A 21,909-nucleotide genomic window follows, 5' to 3' on the forward strand; every position below is an offset into this window, starting at 1 on the left:
GTTCGGGTTACCCAGGTTGAGATAAGCGCCTGCGTCGCGGCGATCGCCTTAAAACACCTGTGCGCCGCCATAAACGGTGGACTGTATCCACCGCGGGTCCATAGGATCGCTCCAGACGTGCCGAGGCGGCGTACCACCATCTCCGATCAGGATTTGCCGGCCCTCGTCGCTCCATTCCTGCATGCGTTGTGCGAATTGGCCGTGGTACTCGTTGGCCGGACAAGTGATACCGGCCCATGGGTCCACTATCCACGCATCAGCCCATTCGGGCTCGGCAAATCCAGCGGTCAAGAGGTTAGGCTGACTTGCGGGGCCGCCGACCACGCTGAAGGTGTGTCCCTGCACTTGTGCAATGCGGGCAAAGCCGCCACTGGCGTTAACGGTATCGGTGGCGACCCTGGCCATCTGGTCGCAATTGCCGGCCCCCGTTTTCAGGATGACCTCCGAGTAGTTGGGCGCGCCGGTTCGAGTGTATAGCCAGGTCACTATTTCATTGGCCACGTCGCTGCGCAGACTGTTACCGGCATCGGCCAGGGTTTTCTGGTTGGCCGACCGTATACCGGTTGTCTGGAACTGTTCCTCCACCGTTCTCTTGCCCCAACGGGCGTAGGCCTTGTTTTGCTCGTTGACCGTGAGCTGGCCGAAATAGTGAGGCTTTTGAAGGGGCTCAAGTTGTATGGTCTTGGCGGCCACCTCTACCTTCTTGTCCCAGGCATAGACTGCCAGTAGAACTTCACGTTTCTTTTCATCGGACAGTCCGGCCAGGACTCGGTCCAGTTGGGTGGCTTGATCGGGTGTGAAGTTGTATTCAAGGCTCAGTTTTTTTGCCAGTGAGTCCAGGGAGGGCAGTATCACCAGATCGTTATTGTGGGTTTTTCCGGAAATGTCACGATAGAGGTCCTTGTACTCGTCATGCAGCCTGATGATGTCCCGGCTGGCCGGATCGGTGTTTGCGGCGATGCGTTGAAAGTTGAGCGCAGGGTTCGAACCGTCGTATTCGGCCACGTAGTAAATGCCGGTATCGCCCTCGACCACCACATAATCTATTCCTGCGTAGGGTATTTTTATGCCCCTCAGGACGCGCTGGTCATCACTGAGATCACTGATCTGGTCCAGCTTTACAACCACGGTTTCCTGGTTGAGCGCCCGTGGTTGACCGATATCTTCATAGCCGAAGTCCGGCTCATTGAGCACCACCCCGCTGGTTTGGTTGCGGTAGGTAACCGGCGTGTGCCCGGGCACCGACATCAGCTCCTGGCTGGATGTGTCGCTCACTCTATACAGCCTGTGCTCATGCACCACGGTCCGCGCGCCTTCCTGCGTTGGGGCGCCCGGCAAGAGACGCCGATGCTCAAGTGCCTGGGCGTCTTGAGCGACCGATGTATCGGCGTCCTCGATCATTTTTGTGTAGCACAAGCTGTCAATGTTGCGCTTTACGCGGCGCCCAACCGGCGCACAAACGGCTTCAAAATCCTCCAGCGGCTCGGCATGCTCGGTAGGCCCCATCTTGGTCAAGGCGTCCGGTTGTGCGGGGTCGTAGCGGTAAACGTCATCCCCGACCACTACATCGGTATGGGTTGCACGCTTGATCAGGAAGGTCTGGTCTGCGGACAGGCCCTCAGGTACCAGCACGCTTGCCCCTGCAGCTCCCGGCTCGACTTCGCGCGTGAGGGCGATGCGGGTGGAGGACTCAAGGGCTTTCGAGGCCCTCTCTATCCCTTTCTCCACCAGTGAAGTTGCGCCCGAAGCCACCGTCGGCAGCGCATTGAGCACTCCGAACACGATATGGTCGGCCCCGCCTTTCTTGCCGTGCTTGACGTCATCGATGCCGATACCGGCCTCCGCTACGCCGGAGGCGACGTAGAACACCTCGAGGGCCACGGCGACTTCGGGCATCACCAGTGCCAGCGGCGTCATCAGCATCGCGACTTTGGTGGCGGTTTCCAGGCCTTTGAGGATGTTGGCTTTGGTCACGTCGCTGTCGGTGACGATTTGGGTCTCGGCATCCTTGTACGAGCGATCTTTCTGGCGGGCAGTAATGGCCTCGAATGGGTCCTGGGCGAGGGGTTCGGTGGTGATGAAAGTCTGCGGGTTGAATTCATTCAGGCGCTCCAACACATCGGCATCCGGCGCGTCTTTGCGGTGCCAGCCACCCAGCCCGGTCAGTGTCTGGTTCACGCCGTCGGAGAACGTCCGGTCGGCCTGGTCACGCAGCGTGAAATGGGTTGAAAGGGCTTCGCGCTTGGTGGGGTCGGCAGCTTGCTCAGCCAGCCAGTTTTTCATCTGGGCCTGGCTGTCAAAGCGATGAATAGGCGACGAGTTGCCGGGAATATACAAAAGCGTGGGGCTGATGATCTTGCCGTCATCGGTGACCTTGGGGTTTTTGTCGGTGATGTACAGCAGGTCCGAAGATTGAAAACCGTTGATGCTGAGCAGACCCATTTCCAGGCCTGGGTCCTGGGCGGCAGAGGCTTTCAGGTCCTCGACGCGGAGGTTCGACCAGTCTTTATCGGTGGTCAAGTTCGCTGCGCGTAGCGCCAGTTCCTTGTCGCTTGGGCTCAGGCTGCCGGTCTTTTCCTGGAGCAGGATGGCGGCAACGAAGGAGGCCTTGGTCAATGCCGTGTATTTGCTTTCGTGGCTGGGCCAGAACGTATCCAGGAATGTTTTATACGGCGCGGCGCGTTCGGTGTTCCACACCAATTCCCTGAATTGCTCCGGGGTCTTTTTGATCCGCATCGACTCGTTGTATTGCTGGCGCTGGCCGGGCGGGGAGGCGCGGTATATAAACTCATAGGTCTGCTGGGCATTGACGGCAGAGTCAATGGCAAGCCCCGCCTGGCCCAGCGGCGAAAACGTCAGTAGCCGTTCCAGCCAGGTATGCAGGGTCGTGCGTGTTTTTTCCTCGGGCGTCTGGTGTTCATCGGTGTTGTTTTTTTTCTGCACATCTTGCAGGGCCGCCTGGGTCAAGGTTATCCGGTTCAGTACCTTTGCATTGCGAGGAGGCCTTCCCCGTGTCGGGTCGTAGTTGAAGGTAGTAATAAACGTGTTGTCCGGATCAACGTCCTCGCCCCACTTTTTCTTGATTTCGGCCTTGATAAGGTTGGCGGTGCTTTCCAGGGGCGTCTCGAACCCTGTCGTTGCACTGCGAATGTAGTTTTCGACTGTCTTGTTGTATGGCAATCCCGGGATCAACACGTCGTGAGTGTGACGGCGGGGTCGTGATGCGGGAGTGTCGGTGGCCCGATCGGCTGCCTTTACGGGCTGCCCTGGCGAATATGTCTGCCGTGAAGTATCCGTACCTTGGCGGGGTTTTCCCTGTTCTTCGGCAATACCTGCCGAGGAGGGGGTATCAAGGAAGAAGCCGTTGTTTGCCGCGATGGAACCTATGGTGGTCATATGACAAATCCTGATGTGCATGGTGTGCAGGAATGATGTGATGTCCGCCATAGGTGGTTCAGCGTGTAGGCGTGTTCCGTTCTTTGATGGGGAAGATGTAGTTCGCCATTACGCGGGTTATAAGCTGAAAAGATTTATCGCCGGTGCGCTTCAAGGTGTGTGGACCAGAACACTCTCAGCCATTGAGTATTTTCTTAAGCTGATATCCGGTTATTACCGCTGATACTTCTTGAATGAAGTGCGCAGGCAAAAAAAAACGCTGCCCGTGGGCAGCGTCATTGCAACTGGGGTACCGCTCGATCAAGGCATCTGGACTTCGATCACGCCATCTGCGGTCATGTTGACCTGGCTGGTGCCGGCTTCGACTTCCGGCGTCGGTGCCGAATCCATCGCTGCGGCTTTCATCATCATCCCGCCACGTGCATACGGCTGTGGATAACCGTTGGTGTTGAAGTTCAGGTTGACGATCTTGTAGCCCTTGCCGCCCAGCGCATCGGTGGCCAGTTGGGCACGGGCCTTGAATGCGGTGACCGCTTCTTTAAGCAGGGCATCTTCGCTGGCCTTGCGGGTCGGGTTGGCGATGGCGAAGTCCATGCTGTCCATTTTCAGGTTGGTCAGCATGTCGCCGGTGAGCTTGGACAGGGCGGCGAAGTCGGCACTTTCCATGCGCAGCTCAGCGCGTTCACGCCAGCCGGTGATTTTCTGGTTCTTGTTGTCGTAGATCGGGTAGCTGTTGCGGCTACCCTGGCGCAGGGTCACGCCTTTGACTTCGCGGGCCTGGGCCAGCGCCTTGTTCATGGTGGTGGTGATTTCGGCGGCAAGCTTGGCCGGGTCGGTGTTCTGCGACTCGGTGTACAGGGTGACGATCATCTGGTCGCGCGCCACTTCCTGGCTGACTTCGGCACGCAGGGAAATCTGGTTGTAATGCAGTTCGTCAGCGGCCATGGCCGGCAGGCTGGCGAGGGTAGCGGCGCCGAGGGTGAGGGTGGCTGCACTGCGAATGAAACGAGACATGTAAGCTCCTTGAGATGTTCGTGTTCGGTAAGACTGTAGACGCAAGGTTTCAGTTCTTCGGGTTTACACATTCGCTACAAGTTGGCGGATGCCGACGAACGGTCATGATCCTGACCCCTGCGTCAAAGAGCCACACACGCCGTGCCAGCGCTGTCGCTTCGTTTATACTCCGTGCGATCCGCCTGCAGCGCTCATCGGGAGAGCTCATGCTCGCCGCCGTAAAACTGACTTCCGCCACCCGCCAGAACCTTTGGCGCCTGACGTTCATCCGCACCCTGGTGCTGGCCGCACAGGCCGGTTCGGTGGGGCTCGCCTATTGGTTCAAACTGCTGCCGCTGCCCTGGTTGCAGTTGGCCGTGACCCTCGGCTTCTCCACGGTGCTGTGTGTATTTACCGTCATCCGCCTGCGCACCACGTGGCCTGTGACCGAGCTGGAATACGCCCTGCAACTGGCCTGCGACCTGTTTATCCACAGCGTGTTGCTGTACTTCTCCGGCGGCTCCACCAACCCGTTCGTGTCCTATTACCTGGTGCCACTGACCATCGCGGCGGTGACCTTGCCGTGGCGTTATTCGGTGGTGCTGTCGGGTATTGCCCTGACCCTGTACACCCTGCTGCTGGCACAGTTCTACCCGTTGCAGACCTTCCCCATCGCCCGGGAAAACCTGCAGATCTACGGCATGTGGCTGAGCTTTGCCCTGTCGGCGGCGGTCATCACCTTTTTTGCCGCACGAATGGCGGAAGAGCTGCGCCGCCAGGAAGAACTGCGCGCCATTCGCCGTGAAGAAGGCCTGCGTGACCAGCAGCTGCTGGCCGTTGCCACCCAGGCCGCCGGCGCGGCCCACGAATTGGGCACGCCGCTGGCGACCATGAGCGTACTGCTCAAGGAAATGACCCAGGACCACCACGACCCGGCCCTGCAAGACGACCTGAGTGTGCTGCAGGAACAGGTCAAGCAGTGCAAGCTGACCTTGCAGCAGCTGGTGCGCGCCGCCGAGGCCAATCGCCGCCTGGCGGTGGAGATGCAAGACGTCACCCAGTGGCTGGACGAAGCCCTGAACCGCTGGCACCTGATGCGTCCCGAAGCCAGTTACCGGTTTCACCTGCTGGGCCAGGGCACGGTGCCGCGCATGGCACCGCCGCCGGACCTGACCCAGGCGCTGCTGAACCTGCTGAACAACGCCGCCGATGCCTGCCCGGAAGGGTTGGAAGTGACCCTGGACTGGGATGCGGAAGACTTCACCATCAGCATTCGCGACCACGGCGCCGGTGTGCCGCTGGCGATTGCCGAGCAGATCGGCAAGCCCTTCTTTACCACCAAGGGCAAAGGCTTCGGCCTGGGCCTGTTTTTGAGCAAGGCCAGCGTGACCCGCGCGGGCGGCTCAGTGAAACTCTATAGTCATGAGGAAGGCGGTACGCTCACCGAGCTGCGCCTGCCCCGTGTCGCACGAGGAGACATCGATGAGTGACGAGATCCAAGTCGAAGGCGAAGAACTGCCGCACCTGCTGCTGGTAGATGACGACGCCACCTTTACCCGCGTGATGGCCCGCGCCATGAGCCGTCGTGGCTTTCGCGTCAGCACCGCAGGTTCCGCCGAGGAAGGCCTGGCCATCGCCACGGCCGACCTGCCGGAATACGCGGCCCTGGACCTGAAAATGGACGGCGACTCCGGCCTGGTGCTGCTGCCCAAGCTGCTGGAGCTGGACCCGGAAATGCGCGTGGTGATCCTCACCGGCTATTCCAGCATTGCCACCGCCGTCGAGGCGATCAAGCGTGGCGCCTGCAACTACCTGTGCAAGCCGGCAGACGCCGACGACGTGCTGGCCGCCTTGCTCTCCGAGCACGCCGACCTCGACACCCTGGTGCCGGAAAACCCGATGTCGGTGGACCGCCTGCAGTGGGAACACATCCAGCGGGTGTTGACCGAGCACGAAGGCAACATCTCCGCCACGGCCCGCGCCCTGGGCATGCATCGTCGAACGTTGCAGCGCAAGTTGCAGAAACGCCCGGTTCGACGTTGAACGGCGACTGAACAATCTGCTTCAGGCCGCACGGAGCCCTGAACCGATCGTCTATGATCGGTTCAAACGCCTGTTATTTTTTTCCTACCGAGCCTGAACAATGAATCAGAACGCTGAGTATTCCGCGGTCAATGACGCGGTGCGTGGGCAATTTTTAAGGAAAGTCTGGGCGCTGATCACCCCCTACTGGCGCAGTGAGGAGAAGTTCAAGGCCTGGCTGTTGCTGCTGGTGGTGCTGGGGCTGTCGCTGTTCAGTGTGGCGGTGTCGGTGTGGTTCAACAGCTGGAACCGCGACTTCTATAACGCCCTGGAAAAGAAGGACTACGACGCCTTCACCCACCTGCTGATGTATTTCAGCGTGATCGCCGTGGTGGCGATCGTCACCGGGGTGTTCACTTCCTATTTGCAGCAAATGCTCACCATCCGCTGGCGGCGCTGGCTGACTGAAACCTACTTCGCCAAGTGGCTGAGCGAGAAGAACTACTACCACCTGGAATATGGCGGCTACACCGATAACCCCGACCAACGTATCTCCGAAGACCTCAACGCCTTTACCAGCAGCACCCTGAGCCTGGGCCTGGGGTTTATCAGTAACCTGGTGAGCCTGGTGTCGTTCTCGGTGATCCTGTGGGGCGTGTCCGGCAGTATCGAGGTTTGGGGCATCACGATTCCCGGCTATATGTTCTGGGCGGCACTGGTATATGCCGTGCTGGGCAGTTGGTTGACCCACTTGATTGGTCGAAAACTGATCGGCTTGAGCAACCGCCAGCAACGCTTCGAGGCCGACTTGCGTTTCAGCCTGGTGCGGGTGCGCGAGAACGCCGAAAGCATCGCGCTGTTCAATGGCGAGCCGAATGAACACCAACAACTGAGTGCACGTTTCGGGCGGGTGTGGAGCAACTTCTGGAGCATCATGCAGCTCAAGAAGCGCCTGAACTTTTTCACCAGTGGTTACTCGCAGATCGCGATCATCTTCCCGTTTGTGGTGGCAGCGCCGCGTTACTTTTCCGGCCAGATAGAGCTGGGCGTGCTGATGCAAGTGGCCAGTGCGTTTGGCAGCGTGCAGGGCAGCCTGAGCTGGTTTGTCGACGCGTACACCGTGTTGGCCAGCTGGCGTGCGACCTGTGATCGTCTGCTGAGCTTTGGCGAGGCGATGGAAGAAAACGAAGGCCGCAACATGGGCATCGAGTTGCAACGCCAGGGCGGCAATTTGCAGATGAGCAACCTCAGCCTCGATCTGGCGGATGGTCGTCACCTGCTGGATGGCGCCAACCTGACGGTTGCCGAGGGTGAGCGATTGATGCTCAGCGGGCGTTCCGGCAGCGGCAAGTCAACCTTGCTGCGGGCCATGGGCAATCTCTGGCCAAACGGCCACGGCAACATCCGCTTGCCGGCCGAGCGTTATCTGTTCCTGCCGCAAAAGCCGTACCTGCCGATTGGTACCTTGCGGGGTGTGTTGAGTTATCCACAGGAGGAGGACGCGTACCCGGCGCAACGTTATGCACAGGTCCTGGAAACCTGCCGCCTGGCGCACCTGATTCCACGCTTGGATGAGGCCAATCACTGGCAGCGCATGCTGTCGCCGGGTGAGCAACAGCGCCTGGCGTTTGCGCGGGCGTTGTTGTTTGAACCGCAATGGCTGTACATGGACGAGGCCACCTCGGCGATGGACGAGGAAGATGAGGCGGCGCTGTATCAGGCGTTGATCGATGAGTTGCCGGGGTTGAGCATCGTCAGCGTCGGGCACCGCAGCAGCCTCAAGCGTTTCCATGGGCGGCATGTGCGGATACAGGACGGGCAGCTACAAGAACAGCCAGTGTCCTGAAGTCGGACTCGGTCAATGTGGGAGCGGGCTTGCTCGCGAATACGGTGGGTCAGTTAATACATCGGGTGACTGATAGACCGCATTCGCGAGCAAGCCCGCTCGCACATTGGATCAGTGTCGTCTGGTCGACCTGGTGCCAACAAAAAAGCCCGGCTGATCATCGATCAGCCGGGCTTTTTTATGCCGCTTGAAAAGCTATTACTTCTTCAAGCCGTAATGCTCATCCAGCATCCCCGGGGCATTTGGCGTTTTTGGCGCGTAATCCCGTGGCGGCTCCTGATTTTCCCGCGGAGGGGTCAGGCGTTCCCGTGGAGCGTGCGGTGCATCGGAATGCAGCGCGGCCAGCAGGCGCTGGCGGGTGATGTCGTCCAGGGCCAGGCGGTTGGCACCCTCGGCGAGATGATCCTGTACTTCCTGATAGCTCTGAGTGAGCTTTTTCACCAGGGTCGCGGTGCTGTTGAAGTGGGTAACAACCTCGTTCTGATAACTGTCAAAACGTTCCTGAATGTCATCCAGCTGACGCTGCGTGCGGTTAGGCGCGGCATTCGGCAGCAGGCGGGCAACCAGGAATCCAATGGCGACACCGGCAACCAAGGCGAGAGTCGGCAACAACCAAACTAAGAGCGAGTGTTCCACGAGTCCTTCCTCTATAAACGGCTTTGCTTTACGTTAACGGCTCGGACCTGCGCTGTATACCGCGATTAAGCTCGCAATGATGCCATGCACAGACTTTTAGCTAGACGAGTCGACCCCTTGAGAGGTCACGGAGTTCCTTCCTTGCTGATGCGTGAAACCCCCGTTTTGATCGATGGCCCGGTAGGCCAACTGGAAGCCCTGTATCTGGATCACCCCGAGCCACGTGGCCTGGCGCTGATCTGTCACCCGAACCCGGTGCAGGGCGGCACCATGCTCAACAAAGTCGTATCGACCCTGCAACGCACCGCGCGCGATGCCGGCTTGATCACGTTACGTTTCAATTATCGCGGTGTCGGCACCAGTGCCGGTACGCACGATATGGGCACCGGTGAAGTCGACGACGCCGAAGCGGCAGCCACCTGGCTGCGTGAAAAGCATCCCGACCTGCCGATCACCCTGCTGGGTTTTTCCTTCGGCGGGTTTGTCGCGGCCACCCTCGGCGGCCGCCTGGAAGCCAAGGGCGAAAAACTCGCGCACCTGTTCATGGTGGCCGCGGCCGTGATGCGCCTGCGGGATAACGACGTGTTGCCACAAGGCTGCCCATTGACCGTGATCCAGCCGGAAACCGACGAAGTGGTCGACCCGCAACTCGTCTACGACTGGTCCGCGGCCCTGAATCGCCCCCATGAGCTGCTGAAAGTGGCAGAATGCGGACACTTTTTTCATGGCAAGCTGACCGATCTCAAGGATCTTGTGCTGCCACGTCTTTCGAATTGATGACAAGCGATCACCCATGACGACCCGTACCCGCATCCTCACCGGCATCACCACCACCGGCACGCCGCACCTGGGCAACTACGCCGGCGCGATTCGCCCGGCGATCCTTGCCAGCCAGGACGCCAACGCCGACTCCTTCTACTTCCTGGCCGACTACCACGCCCTGATCAAGTGCGATGACCCGCAGCGCATCCAGCGCTCGCGCATGGAAATCGCCGCGACCTGGCTGGCCGGTGGCCTGGATGTGAACCGGGTAACCTTCTACCGCCAGTCCGACATCCCGGAAATCCCCGAGCTGACCTGGCTGCTGACCTGCGTGGCGGCCAAGGGCTTGCTCAACCGTGCGCACGCCTACAAGGCCTCGGTGGACAAGAACCTGGAGAATGGCGAAGACCCGGATGCGGGGATCACCATGGGCCTGTACAGCTACCCGGTGCTGATGGCCGCGGACATCCTGATGTTCAACGCCCACAAGGTGCCGGTCGGTCGTGACCAGATCCAGCACGTGGAAATGGCTCGCGACATCGGCCAGCGCTTCAACCACCTGTTCGGCAAGGGTAAAGAATTCTTCACCATGCCCGAAGCGCTGATCGAAGAAAGCGTCGCCACCTTGCCGGGCCTGGATGGCCGCAAGATGTCGAAGAGCTACGACAACACCATCCCGTTGTTCACCAGCGCCAAGGACATGAAGGACGCGATCTCGCGGATCGTCACCGACTCCCGCGCGCCGGGCGAAGCCAAGGATCCGGACAACTCGCACCTGTTCACCCTGTACCAGGCGTTTGCCACCCAGGCCCAGGAAGAAGAGTTCCGCGGTGAACTGTTGCAAGGCCTGGGCTGGGGCGAGGCGAAGAACCGTCTGTTCCAACTGCTGGACGGCCAACTGGGCGAAGCGCGCGAGCGTTATCACCAACTGATGTCGCGCCCGTCGGACATGGAAGACCTGCTGCTGGTCGGCGCCCGCAAAGCCCGCGCCGTGGCTGCACCGTTCCTGGCCGAACTGCGTGAAGCGGTGGGCCTGCGCTCGTTCGTCAACCCGGTCGCCGTGGCTGCCACCACCAAGAAGAAAGCTGCGAAAGCCGCGCGCTTTGTCAGCTTCCGCGAAGACGACGGCAGCTTCCGCTTCCGTTTGCTGGCGGCCGAAGGCGAGCAACTGCTGCTGTCGCGCAACTTTGCCGACGGTAAAACCGCAGGCGCCGTAACCAAGCAGCTGCAATCGGGGCAGGCGCTGGATGTACGCAGTGAAGCCTCGAGCTTCAGCGTGTGGCTGGACGGTGAAGTCGTCGCCGATAGCCCGGCGTTCGCCGACAGCGCCTCGCGGGATGCGGCGATCGAAGCCTTGCGCGTTGCGTTGACCCCAATCGAGGATTGACCCGACCAAGGGTTGATTGCCATTCTTCAGGGCCGTCGTTACAGTGGCGGCCCGTTTTTGTTGCCTTGCTAACGAATTATGACGCCCCTAGAACGATATCAAGCTGATCTGAAACGCCCTGAATTCTTCCATGACGCTGCCCAGGAAACTGCGGTGCGCCATTTGCAGCGCCTGTACGACGATCTGGTCCAGGCCTCGCAGAACAAGCCGGGCATGTTCAGCAAGCTGTTTGGCAAGAAAGACCATACGCCGGTCAAGGGCCTGTATTTCTGGGGTGGTGTTGGCCGGGGCAAGACTTACCTGGTGGACACCTTCTTCGAAGCGCTGCCGTTCAAGGAAAAGGTCCGCACCCACTTCCACCGCTTCATGAAGCGCGTGCATGAAGAGATGAAGACCCTGCCGGGCGAAAAGAACCCGCTGACCATCATCGCCAAGCGCTTCTCGGAAGAAGCCCGGGTGATCTGTTTCGATGAGTTCTTCGTGTCCGACATCACCGACGCGATGATCCTCGGCACCCTGATGGAAGAGTTGTTCAAGAACGGCGTGACCCTTGTCGCCACCTCGAACATCGTGCCCGACGGCCTGTACAAGGACGGCCTGCAACGCGCGCGTTTCCTGCCGGCCATCGCCCTGATCAAGCAGAACACCGACATCGTCAACGTCGACAGCGGCGTCGACTACCGCCTGCGTCACCTTGAACAAGCCGAACTGTTCCACTACCCGCTCAACGAAGTGGCCCAGGAAAGCCTGCGCAAGAGCTTCCGCGCGCTGACGCCGGAATGCACCCAGGCGATTGAAAACGACAAGCTGATCATCGAAAACCGCGAAATCATCGCGCTGCGCACCTGCGATGACGTGGCCTGGTTCGAATTCCGCGAACTGTGCGACGGCCCTCGCAGCCAGAACGACTACATCGAACTGGGCAAGATCTTCCATGCGGTGATCCTGAGCGGTGTCGAGCAGATGAGCGTCACCACCGACGACATCGCGCGGCGCTTTATCAACATGGTCGACGAGTTCTACGACCGCAACGTCAAGCTGATCATCTCGGCGGAAGTCGAGCTCAAGGACCTCTACACCGGCGGCCGCTTGAACTTCGAATTCCAGCGCACCTTGAGCCGCTTGCTGGAAATGCAGTCCCACGAGTTCCTGTCGCGGGCGCACAAGCCGTAAGCGATGTGCTTGAAATGAAAAAGGCCCGCAGCGATGCGGGCCTTTTTTATGCAAAATTTCCAGGTCAACAGAAAGAGCTGTGGGAGCCGGGCTTGCCCGCGATAGCGGTCTGTCGGTTGATGCCGCTGGTGCCTGGCACGCCGCCATTGCAGGCAAGCCAGCTCCCACATTTTTACTGCGTATACCCTTTGGTTACGCGGCCTGCTGGAACTGCTGGCGATACTGGTTGGGCGACAGCTCGGTATGCTGGCGGAACAGCCGCGCAAAGAAGCTCGCGTCGTCGTAGCCCACCTCGTAACTGATGGTCTTGATGCTTTTGCGGCTGCCGGACAGCAGGCCCTTGGCTGTCTCGATGCGCAACCGTTGCAGGTAGTGCAGCGGCTTGTCACCGGTGGCGGTCTGGAAGCGGCGCATGAAGTTGCGGATGCTCATGCCGTGTTCCCGGGCCACGTCTTCGAAGCGGAACTTGTCGGCGAAGTGCTCTTCGAGCCAATGCTGGATCTGCAGGATGATCACGTCCTGGTGCAGCTTCTGCCCGCCAAAACCGATGCGCCCGGGGGCGTAGCTGCGTTGCACTTCGTAGAGGATGTCGCGGGCCACGGCCTGGGCGATGTTGGCGCCGCAGAAGCGTTCGATCAGGTAGATGTAGAGATCGCAGGCCGAGGTGGTGCCGCCGGCGCAGTACAGGTTGTCGGCGTCGGTCAGGTGCTTGTCCTGGTTCAGTTGCACCTTGGGAAAGCGTTCGGTGAAAGCGTTGAAGAAGCGCCAATAGGTGGTCGCTTCCTTGCCATCCAGCAGGCCGGCTTCGGCGAGCCAGAACACCCCGGTGGCTTCGCCGCACAGCACCGCGCCACGGGCGTGTTGTTCGCGCAGCCAGGGCAGCACTTGGGGGTAGCGTTGGCACAACGAGTCGAAATCGTCCCAGAAGGCCGGGAGCACGATGATGTCGGCGTTTTCGAGGCCGCCGTCCACCGGCATGATCACATCGCTGAAGCTGCGCACCGACTGCCCGTCGGGGCTGACCAGGCGGGTTTCGAAGGCGGGAGTGAGGCCCTGGCCCAGCTGTTTGCCGTAGCGCAGGCTCGCGAGGTGGAAGAAATCCTTGGCTTGCATGAGGGTTGAAGCGAATACCCGATCAATGGCCAAAATGCTGACGCGCCGCAAGGGCGTGGAGATTTGGTTAGACATAATTTCATTTATTCTTATAGGGGAAAGTGGTCACCAGACGGCTGGATCGTCTTATTTTTTGTCGCATGTGTCCAGTGTCCTGTGACGCCTTCGCGGCTTAGGCTCTGTGATCCCGGTCTTGTCCGACAATTCACACAGGTGACCCATGATTCCCAGAACCTTGTTCAGCTCGGAGCACGAACTCTTCCGCCAGAGCGTGCGCACCTTCCTCGAAAAAGACGCGGCGCCGTTCCACGGGCAATGGGAAAAGCAGGGCTACATCGACCGCAACCTGTGGAACAAGGCGGGGGAGGCGGGGATGCTCTGCTCGCATTTGCCGGAAGAGTACGGCGGCCTCGGGGCGGACTTTCTCTACAGCGCGGTGGTGATCGAGGAGATCAGCCGCCTGGGATTGACCGGGATTGGTTTCTCCCTGCATTCGGACATTGTTGCGCCCTACATCCTGCATTACGGCAGTGAGGCGCTGAAGCACAAGTACCTGCCCAAGCTGATCTCCGGGGAAATGGTCACGGCGATTGCCATGACCGAGCCGGGGGCCGGGTCCGACCTGCAAGGGGTCAAGACTACGGCGGTGCTGGATGGCGATGAATACGTGATCAACGGCTCCAAGACGTTCATCACCAATGGCTTCCTGGCTGATCTGGTGATCGTCGTGGCCAAGACCGATCCCAAGGCCGGCGCCAAGGGCACCAGTCTGTTTCTGGTGGAGGCCAACACGCCGGGCTTCGACAAGGGCAAGCGCCTGGAGAAGGTCGGGATGAAGGCCCAGGATACATCGGAACTGTTCTTCCAGGATGTGCGGGTGCCCAAGGAGAATCTGCTGGGCCAGGCGGGGATGGGCTTTGCCTACCTGATGCAGGAGTTGCCGCAGGAGCGTTTGACGGTGGCGATTGGTGCGCTGTCGTCAGCTGAGGCGGCGTTGCAATGGACGCTGGAATACACCCGGGACCGCAAGGCGTTCGGCAAGGCGATCATCGACTTCCAGAACACCCGATTCAAACTGGCGGAGATTGCCACTGAAACCCAGATCGGCCGGGTGTTTGTCGACAAGTGCATGGAGTTGCACCTGGAAGGCAAGCTCGATGTGCCCACGGCCGCGATGGCCAAATACTGGGCCACGGACCTGCAGTGCAAGGTGCTGGATGAGTGTGTGCAACTGCACGGCGGGTATGGGTTTATGTGGGAATACCCGATTGCGCGGGCGTGGGCAGATGCGCGGGTGCAGCGGATTTATGCGGGGACGAATGAGATCATGAAGGAGATTATTGCGCGGGCGCTTTGAATTCTTGGTGTTTTTGAGGGCCGCTTCGCGAGCAAGCCCGCTCCCACATTCGACTGCATTCCAAAGGTGGAACTCGGTGGAATGTGGGAGCGGGCTTGCTCGCGAAGGCGGTCTAGAGATCAATCAAGGCGCAGGATTCGGATGATCCTTCTGAATCGCCTCAATCCCTGCCAGCACCTCATCCGACAGTTTCAAATCAGCGCTGGCGATGTTGCTGTCCAGCTGCTCCAGGGTCGTGGCGCCAATGATGTTGCTGGTCACGAACGGTTGTTGGGTCACAAACGCCAATGCCATCTGCGCCGGGTCCAGGCCGTGCTCACGGGCCAGTGCCACATAACGGCTGCATGCAGCTTCCGACTGCGGGTTGAAGTAGCGGCTGAAGCGGCTATAGAGGCTCAGGCGGCCCTTGGCCGGGCGTGCGCCACCTTCGTACTTGCCGCTGAGCATGCCGAACGCCAGCGGTGAATACGCCAGCAAACCGCACTGTTCACGGATGGCGATCTCCGCCAGGCCCACTTCAAAGCTGCGGTTGAGCAGGTTGTAGGGATTCTGGATCGACACCGCGCGGGTCCAGCCACGGGCTTCGGCCAGGGCCAGGAACTTCATGGTGCCCCACGGGGTTTCGTTGGACAGGCCGATGTGGCGGATCTTGCCGGCCTTGACCTGCTCATCCAGGGCTTCGAGGGTTTCCTCCAGCGGCGTCAGGTCTTCGTCGGCCTTGTGCTTGTAGCCCAGCTGGCCGAAAAAGTTGGTGCTGCGCTCGGGCCAGTGCAACTGGTAGAGGTCGATCCAGTCGGTTTGCAGGCGCTTGAGGCTCGCATCCAGGGCTTCGGCGATGTGCTTGCGGTTGTGCTTGAGGCTGCCATCGCGGATGTAGTCGATGGTGTTGCCGGGGCCGGCGATCTTGCTAGCGAGGATCCAGTCGGCACGGTCGCCGCGGCTTTTGAAGTAATTACCGATATAGCGCTCGGTGGTGGCGTAGGTGTCGGCCTTGGGCGGCACCGGGTACATTTCCGCGGTGTCGAGGAAGTTGATCCCCGCGGCCTTGGCCCGTTCGATCTGTGCGAAGGCCTCTGCCTCGCTGTTCTGCTCGCCCCAGGTCATGGTGCCCAAGGCTATCGCGCTCACGTTCAGATCGGTTCGGCCCAGCTGTCGATAGTCCATCGGGTACTCCTTCGGGGAAAACAATCATAAAAGCAGGTTGAAATTTTTTTGGCAATCTGCATAATTGCCCACCTCTTTCTGCAGTGGAAGTGATGCGCCGCCTGCCGAAGAATCTTGCCGTTGAACGGACGCGCCGACCCGAGCCCCCGATAGCGTCTGTATCCGGCTGCCTTTGACTTGTCAAAGTACGCACTATTCAGTAAGATCCGCCGTCTAATTTACAGGGCGGCCCCTGAGGCTATTAAAGAATGACAACTTTTACTGCAAAACCAGAAACAGTTCAGCGCGACTGGTTTGTCGTCGACGCCGCTGGTCAGACCCTGGGTCGTCTGGCCACTGAAGTCGCCAGCCGTCTGCGTGGCAAGCACAAGCCTGAGTACACCCCTCACGTTGATACCGGTGACTACATTGTCATCATCAACGCCGAGCAGGTACGTGTTACCGGCAACAAAGCGCAAGACAAAATGTACTACCGTCACTCCGGTTTCCCAGGCGGTATCAAGTCTTCGAACTTCGAAGGCCTGATCTCCAAAAAGCCTGAAGCCCCGATTGAAATCGCGGTCAAAGGTATGCTGCCGAAGGGCCCACTGGGTCGCGACATGTATCGCAAGCTGAAAGTCTATGCGGGCGCTGCTCACCCTCATGCTGCTCAGCAGCCCCAAGAACTGAAGTTTTAACGGAATAGTTCATTATGTCGGCGACTCAAAATTACGGCACTGGCCGTCGCAAAACCGCTACCGCTCGCGTTTTCCTGCGTCCGGGTACTGGTAACATCTCGATCAACAACCGCACTCTGGAAAATTTCTTCGGTCGCGAAACTGCCCGCATGGTAGTTCGTCAGCCGCTGGAATTGACCGAGACCGTTGAAAAGTTCGACATCTACGTCACCGTTATCGGTGGCGGTGTAAGTGGTCAAGCTGGCGCAATCCGCCACGGTATCACTCGCGCTCTGATGCAGTACGACGAAACCCTGCGTGGCGCTCTGCGCAAAGCTGGCTTCGTGACTCGCGATGCTCGTGAAGTTGAACGTAAGAAAGTTGGTCTGCGTAAAGCGCGTAAGCGTCCGCAGTACTCGAAGCGTTAATTCGCTTTTACGTTCCAGAAAACGCCCAGCCTCCTCACGGAGCTGGGCGTTTTTTATTGCCTGCTATTTATGTAAAAAAATCTGTGTGACAACTTGCCACATCCGTAGAGCCCCTATACTCAAAGGCTTGGAGCCAGTGCCGGGGGTAATTACCTTGTCAGACGTGGGGCTTTTCATTACCATTCGGCAAAATTTTTATAAGTTCAGATTTAACACTTAGTAGACGCCTGATTTAACAGGCCACAAAGCTGATGGGAGAGGACTGAATGAGCAATGACGGCGTGAATGCAGGCCGGCGTCGCTTCTTGGTAGCAGCCACATCCGTGGTGGGTGCTGCAGGAGCGGTGGGGGCTGCGGTCCCGTTCGTGGGGTCATGGTTTCCCAGTGCCAAGGCGAAAGCCGCAGGTGCACCGGTGAAGGTGAATGTCAGCAAGATCGATCCAGGCCAGCAAATGATTGCTGAATGGCGCGGTCAGCCAGTGTTCATCGTTCGTCGTACCGAGGAAATCCTGGGAAATCTGAAGAAGATCGAGGGCCAGCTGTCCGACCCCGACTCGAAGAATTCCGACCAACCCGCTTACGTCGATAAGGAAATTCGCTCGATCAAGCCGGAAATTCTGCTGCTGATCGGTATCTGCACCCACTTGGGTTGCTCTCCCACCTTCCGCCCGGAAGTGGCGCCCGCGGACCTGGGCAAGGACTGGGTCGGGGGCTATTTCTGCCCGTGCCACGGTTCTCACTACGACCTCGCTGGCCGCGTCTACAAGTCACAACCTGCACCACTGAACCTGCCAGTTCCGCCACATCACTACGAGACTGACAGTGTCATTGTCATTGGCGTCGACGAGGGGGAGAAAGCCTGATGAGCAAGTTCATGGATTGGGTGGATGCGCGCTTCCCCGCGACCAAGATGTGGGAAGACCACCTCAGCAAGTACTACGCACCGAAGAATTTCAACTTCTTCTATTTCTTTGGCTCCCTGGCACTTCTGGTACTGGTCAATCAGATCGTTACCGGTGTCTGGCTGACGATGAGCTACACCCCGTCGGCCGAAGAAGCCTTCGCCTCCGTCGAATACATCATGCGCGACGTCGAGTACGGCTCGATCCTGCGTCTGCTGCACTCCACCGGCGCCTCGGCGTTCTTCATCGTCGTCTACATGCACATGTTCCGTGGCCTGCTCTACGGTTCGTACCAGAAGCCCCGCGAGCTGGTATGGGTGTTCGGCATGCTGATCTACCTGGCGCTGATGGCCGAGGCCTTCATGGGCTACCTGCTGCCGTGGGGCCAGATGTCCTATTGGGGCGCCCAGGTGATCATCTCGCTGTTCGGTGCGATCCCGGTCATCGGCAACGACCTGACCCAGTGGATTCGCGGTGACTACCTGATCTCCGGGATCACCCTGAACCGCTTCTTCGCCTTGCACGTGGTGGCCTTGCCGATCGTGATCCTGGGCCTGGTAGTGCTGCACATCCTGGCGTTGCACGAAGTGGGTTCGAACAACCCCGACGGCGTGGATATCAAGAAGCACAAGGACGAAAACGGCGTACCACTGGACGGCATTCCGTTCCACCCGTACTACACCGTGAAAGATATCGTCGGTGTGGTGGTGTTCCTGTTCATCTTCTGCTCGATCGTGTTCTTTTTCCCGGAGATGGGCGGTTATTTCCTCGAGAAACCGAACTTCGAACAGGCGAACGCCTTCAAGACCCCGGAACACATTGCCCCGGTCTGGTACTTCACTCCGTTCTACGCGATCTTGCGGGCGATTCCCGACAAACTCATGGGCGTTATCGCCATGGGCGCAGCGATTGCGGTGCTGTTCGTGCTGCCGTGGCTCGACCGTAGCCCGGTCAAGTCCATGCGCTACAAGGGCTGGCTGAGCAAGATCTGGCTGTGGGTGTTCTGCATTGCGTTCGTGATCCTGGGTGTACTGGGCGTACTGGCGCCGACCCCGGAGCGTACGTTGCTGTCGCAGGTCTGCACCTTCCTGTACTTCGCCTACTTCATTCTGATGCCGTTCTACACCCGGCTCGAGAAGACCAAACCGGTACCGGAAAGGGTGACTGGCTGATGAAAAAATTATTCGTTGCATTCATTCTTGCGGCCCTGCCGCTGCTGTCTTTCGCCGCTGAACACGGCCCAGAGCTGGAAAAAGTCGACATCGACGTGTCGGACAAAGCCGCAATGCAGGACGGGCTGCGTACGTTCACCAACTACTGCATGGGCTGCCACAGCGCCAAGTTCCAGCGTTACGAGCGAGTGGCCGACGACCTGGGCATTCCCCATGACGTGATGCTGAGCCACTCGGTGTTCACCGGGGCGAAGATCGGCGACCACATGACCATCGGCATGCAACCGGCCGACGCCAAGACCTGGTTCGGGGCTGCACCGCCCGACCTGACCCTGGTGGCCCGTGTGCGTGGCACCGATTGGCTCTATGGCTACCTGAAATCCTTCTATGAAGACCCGACGCGTCCCTACGGCGTGAACAACAAAGTGTTCCCGAACGTCGGTATGCCTAACGTTCTGGTCGGCCTGCAAGGTCGCCAAGTGGTAGGATGCAAGCAAGTACAAATCGTCGAAGACGGCAAGAAGCAGTATGATCCGCTCACCGGTACGCCTTTGACTCATGAAGCGTGCGATCAGCTGACCATAGTGCCGAAGACCGGCACGCTGAACGAAGAGCAGTTCGACGAGAAGGTCAAGAATCTGGTGACCTTCCTGGCCTACTCGGCCAACCCAGTGAAGCTGCAGCATCAGCGCATTGGTACCTATGTGTTGCTGTACCTGGCCTTCTTCTTCGTGTTCGCCTATCTGCTGAAACGCGAATACTGGAAGGATGTGCATTGATCCAACCGTAAGTAATTGCTGTTAATCTTGCGCGCCCAGCGGCATCTCTGAAGGTAAGTCTGGTTTATCCAGGCATCACGGAGATGCTCACTGGGCGCGCTCGTTTTTGAGCTTCCGATAATTTCAACAAGCGAGGAGGACCGCCATGGGCGTGACCAATCGGTTGGCCTGTTACTCCGACCCCGCCGACCACTATTCCCACCGAGTACGCATCGTGCTCGCAGAGAAGGGTGTCAGCGCAGAGATCATCAGTGTGGAGGTGGGACGTCACCCGCCGAAACTGATCGAAGTGAACCCTTACGGCAGCTTGCCCACCCTGGTCGATCGTGACCTGGCGTTGTGGGAGTCAACCGTGGTGATGGAATACCTGGATGAGCGTTATCCCCATCCACCGTTGCTGCCGGTGTATCCGGTGGCGCGTGCCAACAGCCGCCTGCTTATCCATCGGATCCAGCGTGACTGGTGTGGCCTGGTGGACCTGATTCTGGATTCACGCAGCAAGGAAGCGGCCCGGGTTCAGGCGCGCAAGGAATTGCGCGAGAGCCTGACCGGTGTTTCGCCGTTGTTTGCCGACAAACCTTTTTTCCTCAGCGAGGAACAAAGTCTGGTGGATTGCTGCCTATTACCCATACTCTGGCGCTTGCCGATTTTGGGCATAGAACTGCCGCGGCCTGCCAAGCCGCTGCTTGACTACATGGAGCGCCAGTTTGCGCGTGAGGCTTTCCAGGCGAGTCTGTCTGGTGTCGAACGCGATATGCGCTAAGGCTTAAGGAGCCGTTGATGAACTCCAGTCGACCTTACCTGGTCCGCGCGCTCTATGAGTGGATAGTGGACAACGATTGCACCCCGCACATGCTGGTCAATTCCGAGTTTCCCGCGGTTCAGGTACCGCAAGGTTTTGCCAGTGACGGACAAATCGTCCTGAACGTTTCACCCAGTGCCGTGCGACACCTGCACATGGACAATGAAGCGGTCAGCTTTGAAGGGCGTTTCGGCGGTGTGCCGCATACGCTGTTCGTGCCCATCGGTGCCATCCTCGGGATCTACGCCCGGGAAAATGGCCAGGGCATGGTGTTTGATCTGGAGTCTTCCCTTGAGGATGACGAAGCGATCGAGCTCGAAGGTGAAGATGATGTGCCGCCGCCGGATTCCGAGCCACCGCGTCCAAGCGGTCGGCCGAGTCTGAAAGTGGTGAAGTAACAAGGCGCGGGCCCTCGGGCCAGCGTTGAAAATGCCTCGGTGATGCCGGGGCATTTTTTTGCCTGGCGAAAACCCCGGCCGTTATAGATGAAAGTCATGACAGGACGGTGATCGTACAACCGCCATGGGCTATCATGCGTGCTTCAGATCGCCGAGATAGATGATTGATCATGGAAAACTCCAGCGCCGCCCCTCGTCTTCCCCGCAAGCGCCGCAGCCTTGCCCAGGAATTGGTCACGGTGTTGTCCGAGCAGATCCGCGACGGCCAACTCAAACGTGGCGACAAACTGCCCACCGAGTCGGCGATCATGGACGCCCACGGGGTCAGCCGCACCGTGGTGCGTGAAGCCATCTCGCGATTGCAGGCCGCCGGGCAGGTAGAAACCCGCCATGGCATCGGTACCTTTGTGCTGGATACGCCAAGCCCCAGCGGTTTCCGGATTGATCCGGCCACTGTCGTCACCCTGCGTGATGTGCTGGCCATCCTTGAACTGCGGATCAGCCTGGAAGTGGAGTCTGCCGGGCTTGCTGCCCAGCGCCGTAGCGACGAGCAATTGGCCGGCATGCGTGCTGCCCTCGATGCGCTGAACGAAAGTGCGGCCCACGCCGGTGATGCGGTGGCGTCGGACTTCCAGTTCCACCTGCAGATTGCCCTGTCCACCGGCAACCGCTACTTCACCGACATCATGACCCACCTGGGCACCAGCATCATTCCGCGCACGCGGCTGAACTCGGCACGCCTGGCCCATGATGACCAGCAGCACTACATGAGCCGCCTGAGCCGCGAACACGAAGAGATCTATGAGGCGATCGCGCGCCAGGATTCGGATGCGGCGCGGGCGGCCATGCGGTTGCACCTGACCAACAGCCGTGAGCGGCTGCGCCATGCCCATGAAGAGGCGGAAGCGCAGCGCGGTTGATTC

At 59.4% G+C, this 21,909-nt stretch carries 20 protein-coding genes; 15 read left to right on the forward strand and 5 right to left on the reverse strand.

All coding sequences use genetic code 11. The features are described 5' to 3' along the window. Nucleotides 1-48: 48 nt before the first annotated feature. On the reverse strand, nucleotides 49-3,396 hold the full coding sequence (locus tag HX786_RS01855) for a dermonecrotic toxin domain-containing protein (RefSeq protein ID WP_023659189.1): 3,348 nt from the start codon (nucleotides 3,394-3,396) through the stop codon (nucleotides 49-51). A gap of 300 nt (nucleotides 3,397-3,696) precedes the next feature. After that, nucleotides 3,697-4,410, reverse strand: a complete 714-nt coding sequence (locus HX786_RS01860; RefSeq protein ID WP_003216012.1) for an SIMPL domain-containing protein — start codon at nucleotides 4,408-4,410, stop codon at nucleotides 3,697-3,699. A gap of 206 nt (nucleotides 4,411-4,616) precedes the next feature. Here HX786_RS01860 and HX786_RS01865 point away from each other — a divergent pair, with 206 nt between their 5' ends. From HX786_RS01865 to HX786_RS01875, 3 genes are all read left to right on the forward strand, one after another. Further along, complete coding sequence (locus tag HX786_RS01865; RefSeq protein WP_003216013.1) at nucleotides 4,617-5,879, forward strand: ATP-binding protein; 1,263 nt, start codon at nucleotides 4,617-4,619, stop codon at nucleotides 5,877-5,879. Continuing rightward, nucleotides 5,872-6,432 (forward strand): response regulator transcription factor, encoded by a 561-nt coding sequence (locus tag HX786_RS01870; protein WP_003216016.1) that lies wholly within the window; start codon nucleotides 5,872-5,874, stop codon nucleotides 6,430-6,432. Before HX786_RS01865 ends, HX786_RS01870 begins: the two co-directional genes overlap by 8 nt. A 100-nt stretch (nucleotides 6,433-6,532) precedes the next feature. After that, nucleotides 6,533-8,257, forward strand: coding sequence for an ABC transporter ATP-binding protein/permease (locus tag HX786_RS01875; protein WP_178911660.1), 1,725 nt, complete (start codon nucleotides 6,533-6,535; stop codon nucleotides 8,255-8,257). Nucleotides 8,258-8,455: 198 nt separating this feature from the next. On the opposite strand, the gene HX786_RS01880 is transcribed toward HX786_RS01875, so the two are convergent. Next, nucleotides 8,456-8,893 carry a YhcB family protein gene (locus HX786_RS01880; protein WP_003216019.1) on the reverse strand — a complete coding sequence of 146 codons (438 nt, stop codon included), beginning with the start codon at nucleotides 8,891-8,893 and terminating at the stop codon, nucleotides 8,456-8,458. Nucleotides 8,894-9,040: 147 nt separating this feature from the next. Here HX786_RS01880 and HX786_RS01885 point away from each other — a divergent pair, with 147 nt between their 5' ends. From HX786_RS01885 to zapE, 3 genes are all read left to right on the forward strand, one after another. Beyond that, on the forward strand, nucleotides 9,041-9,670 hold the full coding sequence (locus HX786_RS01885; RefSeq protein WP_023659190.1) for an alpha/beta hydrolase: 630 nt from the start codon (nucleotides 9,041-9,043) through the stop codon (nucleotides 9,668-9,670). A 16-nt stretch (nucleotides 9,671-9,686) separates the two neighbouring features. Then, nucleotides 9,687-11,042 carry a tryptophan--tRNA ligase gene (locus HX786_RS01890; protein WP_008437254.1) on the forward strand — a complete coding sequence of 452 codons (1,356 nt, stop codon included), beginning with the start codon at nucleotides 9,687-9,689 and terminating at the stop codon, nucleotides 11,040-11,042. Nucleotides 11,043-11,120: 78 nt separating this feature from the next. Continuing rightward, nucleotides 11,121-12,215 (forward strand): cell division protein ZapE, encoded by a 1,095-nt coding sequence (gene zapE / locus HX786_RS01895; RefSeq protein WP_003216025.1) that lies wholly within the window; start codon nucleotides 11,121-11,123, stop codon nucleotides 12,213-12,215. 192 nt (nucleotides 12,216-12,407) lie between these two features. On the opposite strand, the gene HX786_RS01900 is transcribed toward zapE, so the two are convergent. Then, nucleotides 12,408-13,328, reverse strand: coding sequence for a GlxA family transcriptional regulator (locus tag HX786_RS01900; RefSeq protein WP_173406101.1), 921 nt, complete (start codon nucleotides 13,326-13,328; stop codon nucleotides 12,408-12,410). 220 nt (nucleotides 13,329-13,548) lie between these two features. On the opposite strand from HX786_RS01900, the gene HX786_RS01905 reads away from it, so the two are divergent. After that, entirely contained in the window at nucleotides 13,549-14,685 is a 1,137-nt protein-coding gene (locus HX786_RS01905; protein ID WP_003216028.1) for an acyl-CoA dehydrogenase family protein, read from the forward strand. A gap of 123 nt (nucleotides 14,686-14,808) precedes the next feature. Here the strand turns inward: HX786_RS01905 and HX786_RS01910 are convergent, their stop codons facing one another. Beyond that, the gene (locus HX786_RS01910; RefSeq protein ID WP_177021839.1) at nucleotides 14,809-15,849 is read right to left on the reverse strand and encodes an NADP(H)-dependent aldo-keto reductase; all 1,041 of its coding nucleotides are present in this window, start codon (nucleotides 15,847-15,849) and stop codon (nucleotides 14,809-14,811) included. 248 nt (nucleotides 15,850-16,097) lie between these two features. On the opposite strand from HX786_RS01910, the gene rplM reads away from it, so the two are divergent. The 8 genes from rplM (at nucleotide 16,098) to HX786_RS01950 (ending at nucleotide 21,906) form a co-directional block, all read left to right on the forward strand. Next, a complete protein-coding gene (rplM, locus tag HX786_RS01915; RefSeq protein ID WP_003216032.1) occupies nucleotides 16,098-16,526 on the forward strand; it encodes a 50S ribosomal protein L13 in 429 nt (142 codons plus the stop codon). Between the two features lie 14 nt (nucleotides 16,527-16,540). Continuing rightward, nucleotides 16,541-16,933, forward strand: a complete 393-nt coding sequence (rpsI, locus tag HX786_RS01920) for a 30S ribosomal protein S9 (protein ID WP_003216038.1) — start codon at nucleotides 16,541-16,543, stop codon at nucleotides 16,931-16,933. A 266-nt stretch (nucleotides 16,934-17,199) separates the two neighbouring features. Next, the gene (petA, locus tag HX786_RS01925; RefSeq protein ID WP_003216040.1) at nucleotides 17,200-17,796 is read left to right on the forward strand and encodes a ubiquinol-cytochrome c reductase iron-sulfur subunit; all 597 of its coding nucleotides are present in this window, start codon (nucleotides 17,200-17,202) and stop codon (nucleotides 17,794-17,796) included. Then, nucleotides 17,796-19,007: a cytochrome bc complex cytochrome b subunit gene (locus HX786_RS01930; RefSeq protein WP_003216042.1), complete on the forward strand. Its 1,212-nt coding sequence runs from the start codon at nucleotides 17,796-17,798 to the stop codon at nucleotides 19,005-19,007. The genes petA and HX786_RS01930 overlap by 1 nt, the downstream gene beginning before the upstream one ends. Continuing rightward, on the forward strand, nucleotides 19,007-19,786 hold the full coding sequence (locus HX786_RS01935; protein ID WP_003216044.1) for a cytochrome c1: 780 nt from the start codon (nucleotides 19,007-19,009) through the stop codon (nucleotides 19,784-19,786). Before HX786_RS01930 ends, HX786_RS01935 begins: the two co-directional genes overlap by 1 nt. Before the next feature lie 145 nt (nucleotides 19,787-19,931). Next, nucleotides 19,932-20,549, forward strand: coding sequence for a glutathione S-transferase N-terminal domain-containing protein (locus HX786_RS01940; protein WP_003216049.1), 618 nt, complete (start codon nucleotides 19,932-19,934; stop codon nucleotides 20,547-20,549). A gap of 17 nt (nucleotides 20,550-20,566) precedes the next feature. Next, nucleotides 20,567-20,986, forward strand: coding sequence for a ClpXP protease specificity-enhancing factor (locus HX786_RS01945; RefSeq protein ID WP_003216051.1), 420 nt, complete (start codon nucleotides 20,567-20,569; stop codon nucleotides 20,984-20,986). Nucleotides 20,987-21,156: 170 nt separating this feature from the next. Further along, the gene (locus HX786_RS01950) at nucleotides 21,157-21,906 is read left to right on the forward strand and encodes a FadR/GntR family transcriptional regulator (protein ID WP_008437251.1); all 750 of its coding nucleotides are present in this window, start codon (nucleotides 21,157-21,159) and stop codon (nucleotides 21,904-21,906) included. Nucleotides 21,907-21,909 lie beyond the last annotated feature (3 nt).

The organism is Pseudomonas sp. 21615526, from assembly GCF_013386245.1.
Taxonomy (GTDB): Bacteria; Pseudomonadota; Gammaproteobacteria; order Pseudomonadales; family Pseudomonadaceae; genus Aquipseudomonas.

Coding starts and splice junctions, on each gene's coding strand:
- HX786_RS01860 (WP_003216012.1), bottom strand. CDS start 4,410: ATGTCTCGTTTCATTCGCAGTGCAGCCACCCTCACCCTCGGCGCCGCT.
- HX786_RS01940 (WP_003216049.1), top strand. CDS start 19,932: ATGGGCGTGACCAATCGGTTGGCCTGTTACTCCGACCCCGCCGACCAC.
- HX786_RS01890 (WP_008437254.1), top strand. CDS start 9,687: ATGACGACCCGTACCCGCATCCTCACCGGCATCACCACCACCGGCACG.
- zapE (WP_003216025.1), top strand. CDS start 11,121: ATGACGCCCCTAGAACGATATCAAGCTGATCTGAAACGCCCTGAATTC.
- rpsI (WP_003216038.1), top strand. CDS start 16,541: ATGTCGGCGACTCAAAATTACGGCACTGGCCGTCGCAAAACCGCTACC.
- HX786_RS01930 (WP_003216042.1), top strand. CDS start 17,796: ATGAGCAAGTTCATGGATTGGGTGGATGCGCGCTTCCCCGCGACCAAG.
- HX786_RS01945 (WP_003216051.1), top strand. CDS start 20,567: ATGAACTCCAGTCGACCTTACCTGGTCCGCGCGCTCTATGAGTGGATA.
- petA (WP_003216040.1), top strand. CDS start 17,200: ATGAGCAATGACGGCGTGAATGCAGGCCGGCGTCGCTTCTTGGTAGCA.
- HX786_RS01885 (WP_023659190.1), top strand. CDS start 9,041: ATGCGTGAAACCCCCGTTTTGATCGATGGCCCGGTAGGCCAACTGGAA.
- HX786_RS01855 (WP_023659189.1), bottom strand. CDS start 3,396: ATGACCACCATAGGTTCCATCGCGGCAAACAACGGCTTCTTCCTTGAT.
- HX786_RS01905 (WP_003216028.1), top strand. CDS start 13,549: ATGATTCCCAGAACCTTGTTCAGCTCGGAGCACGAACTCTTCCGCCAG.
- HX786_RS01910 (WP_177021839.1), bottom strand. CDS start 15,849: ATGGACTATCGACAGCTGGGCCGAACCGATCTGAACGTGAGCGCGATA.
- rplM (WP_003216032.1), top strand. CDS start 16,098: ATGACAACTTTTACTGCAAAACCAGAAACAGTTCAGCGCGACTGGTTT.
- HX786_RS01950 (WP_008437251.1), top strand. CDS start 21,157: ATGGAAAACTCCAGCGCCGCCCCTCGTCTTCCCCGCAAGCGCCGCAGC.
- HX786_RS01935 (WP_003216044.1), top strand. CDS start 19,007: ATGAAAAAATTATTCGTTGCATTCATTCTTGCGGCCCTGCCGCTGCTG.
- HX786_RS01900 (WP_173406101.1), bottom strand. CDS start 13,328: ATGCAAGCCAAGGATTTCTTCCACCTCGCGAGCCTGCGCTACGGCAAA.
- HX786_RS01875 (WP_178911660.1), top strand. CDS start 6,533: ATGAATCAGAACGCTGAGTATTCCGCGGTCAATGACGCGGTGCGTGGG.
- HX786_RS01865 (WP_003216013.1), top strand. CDS start 4,617: ATGCTCGCCGCCGTAAAACTGACTTCCGCCACCCGCCAGAACCTTTGG.
- HX786_RS01870 (WP_003216016.1), top strand. CDS start 5,872: ATGAGTGACGAGATCCAAGTCGAAGGCGAAGAACTGCCGCACCTGCTG.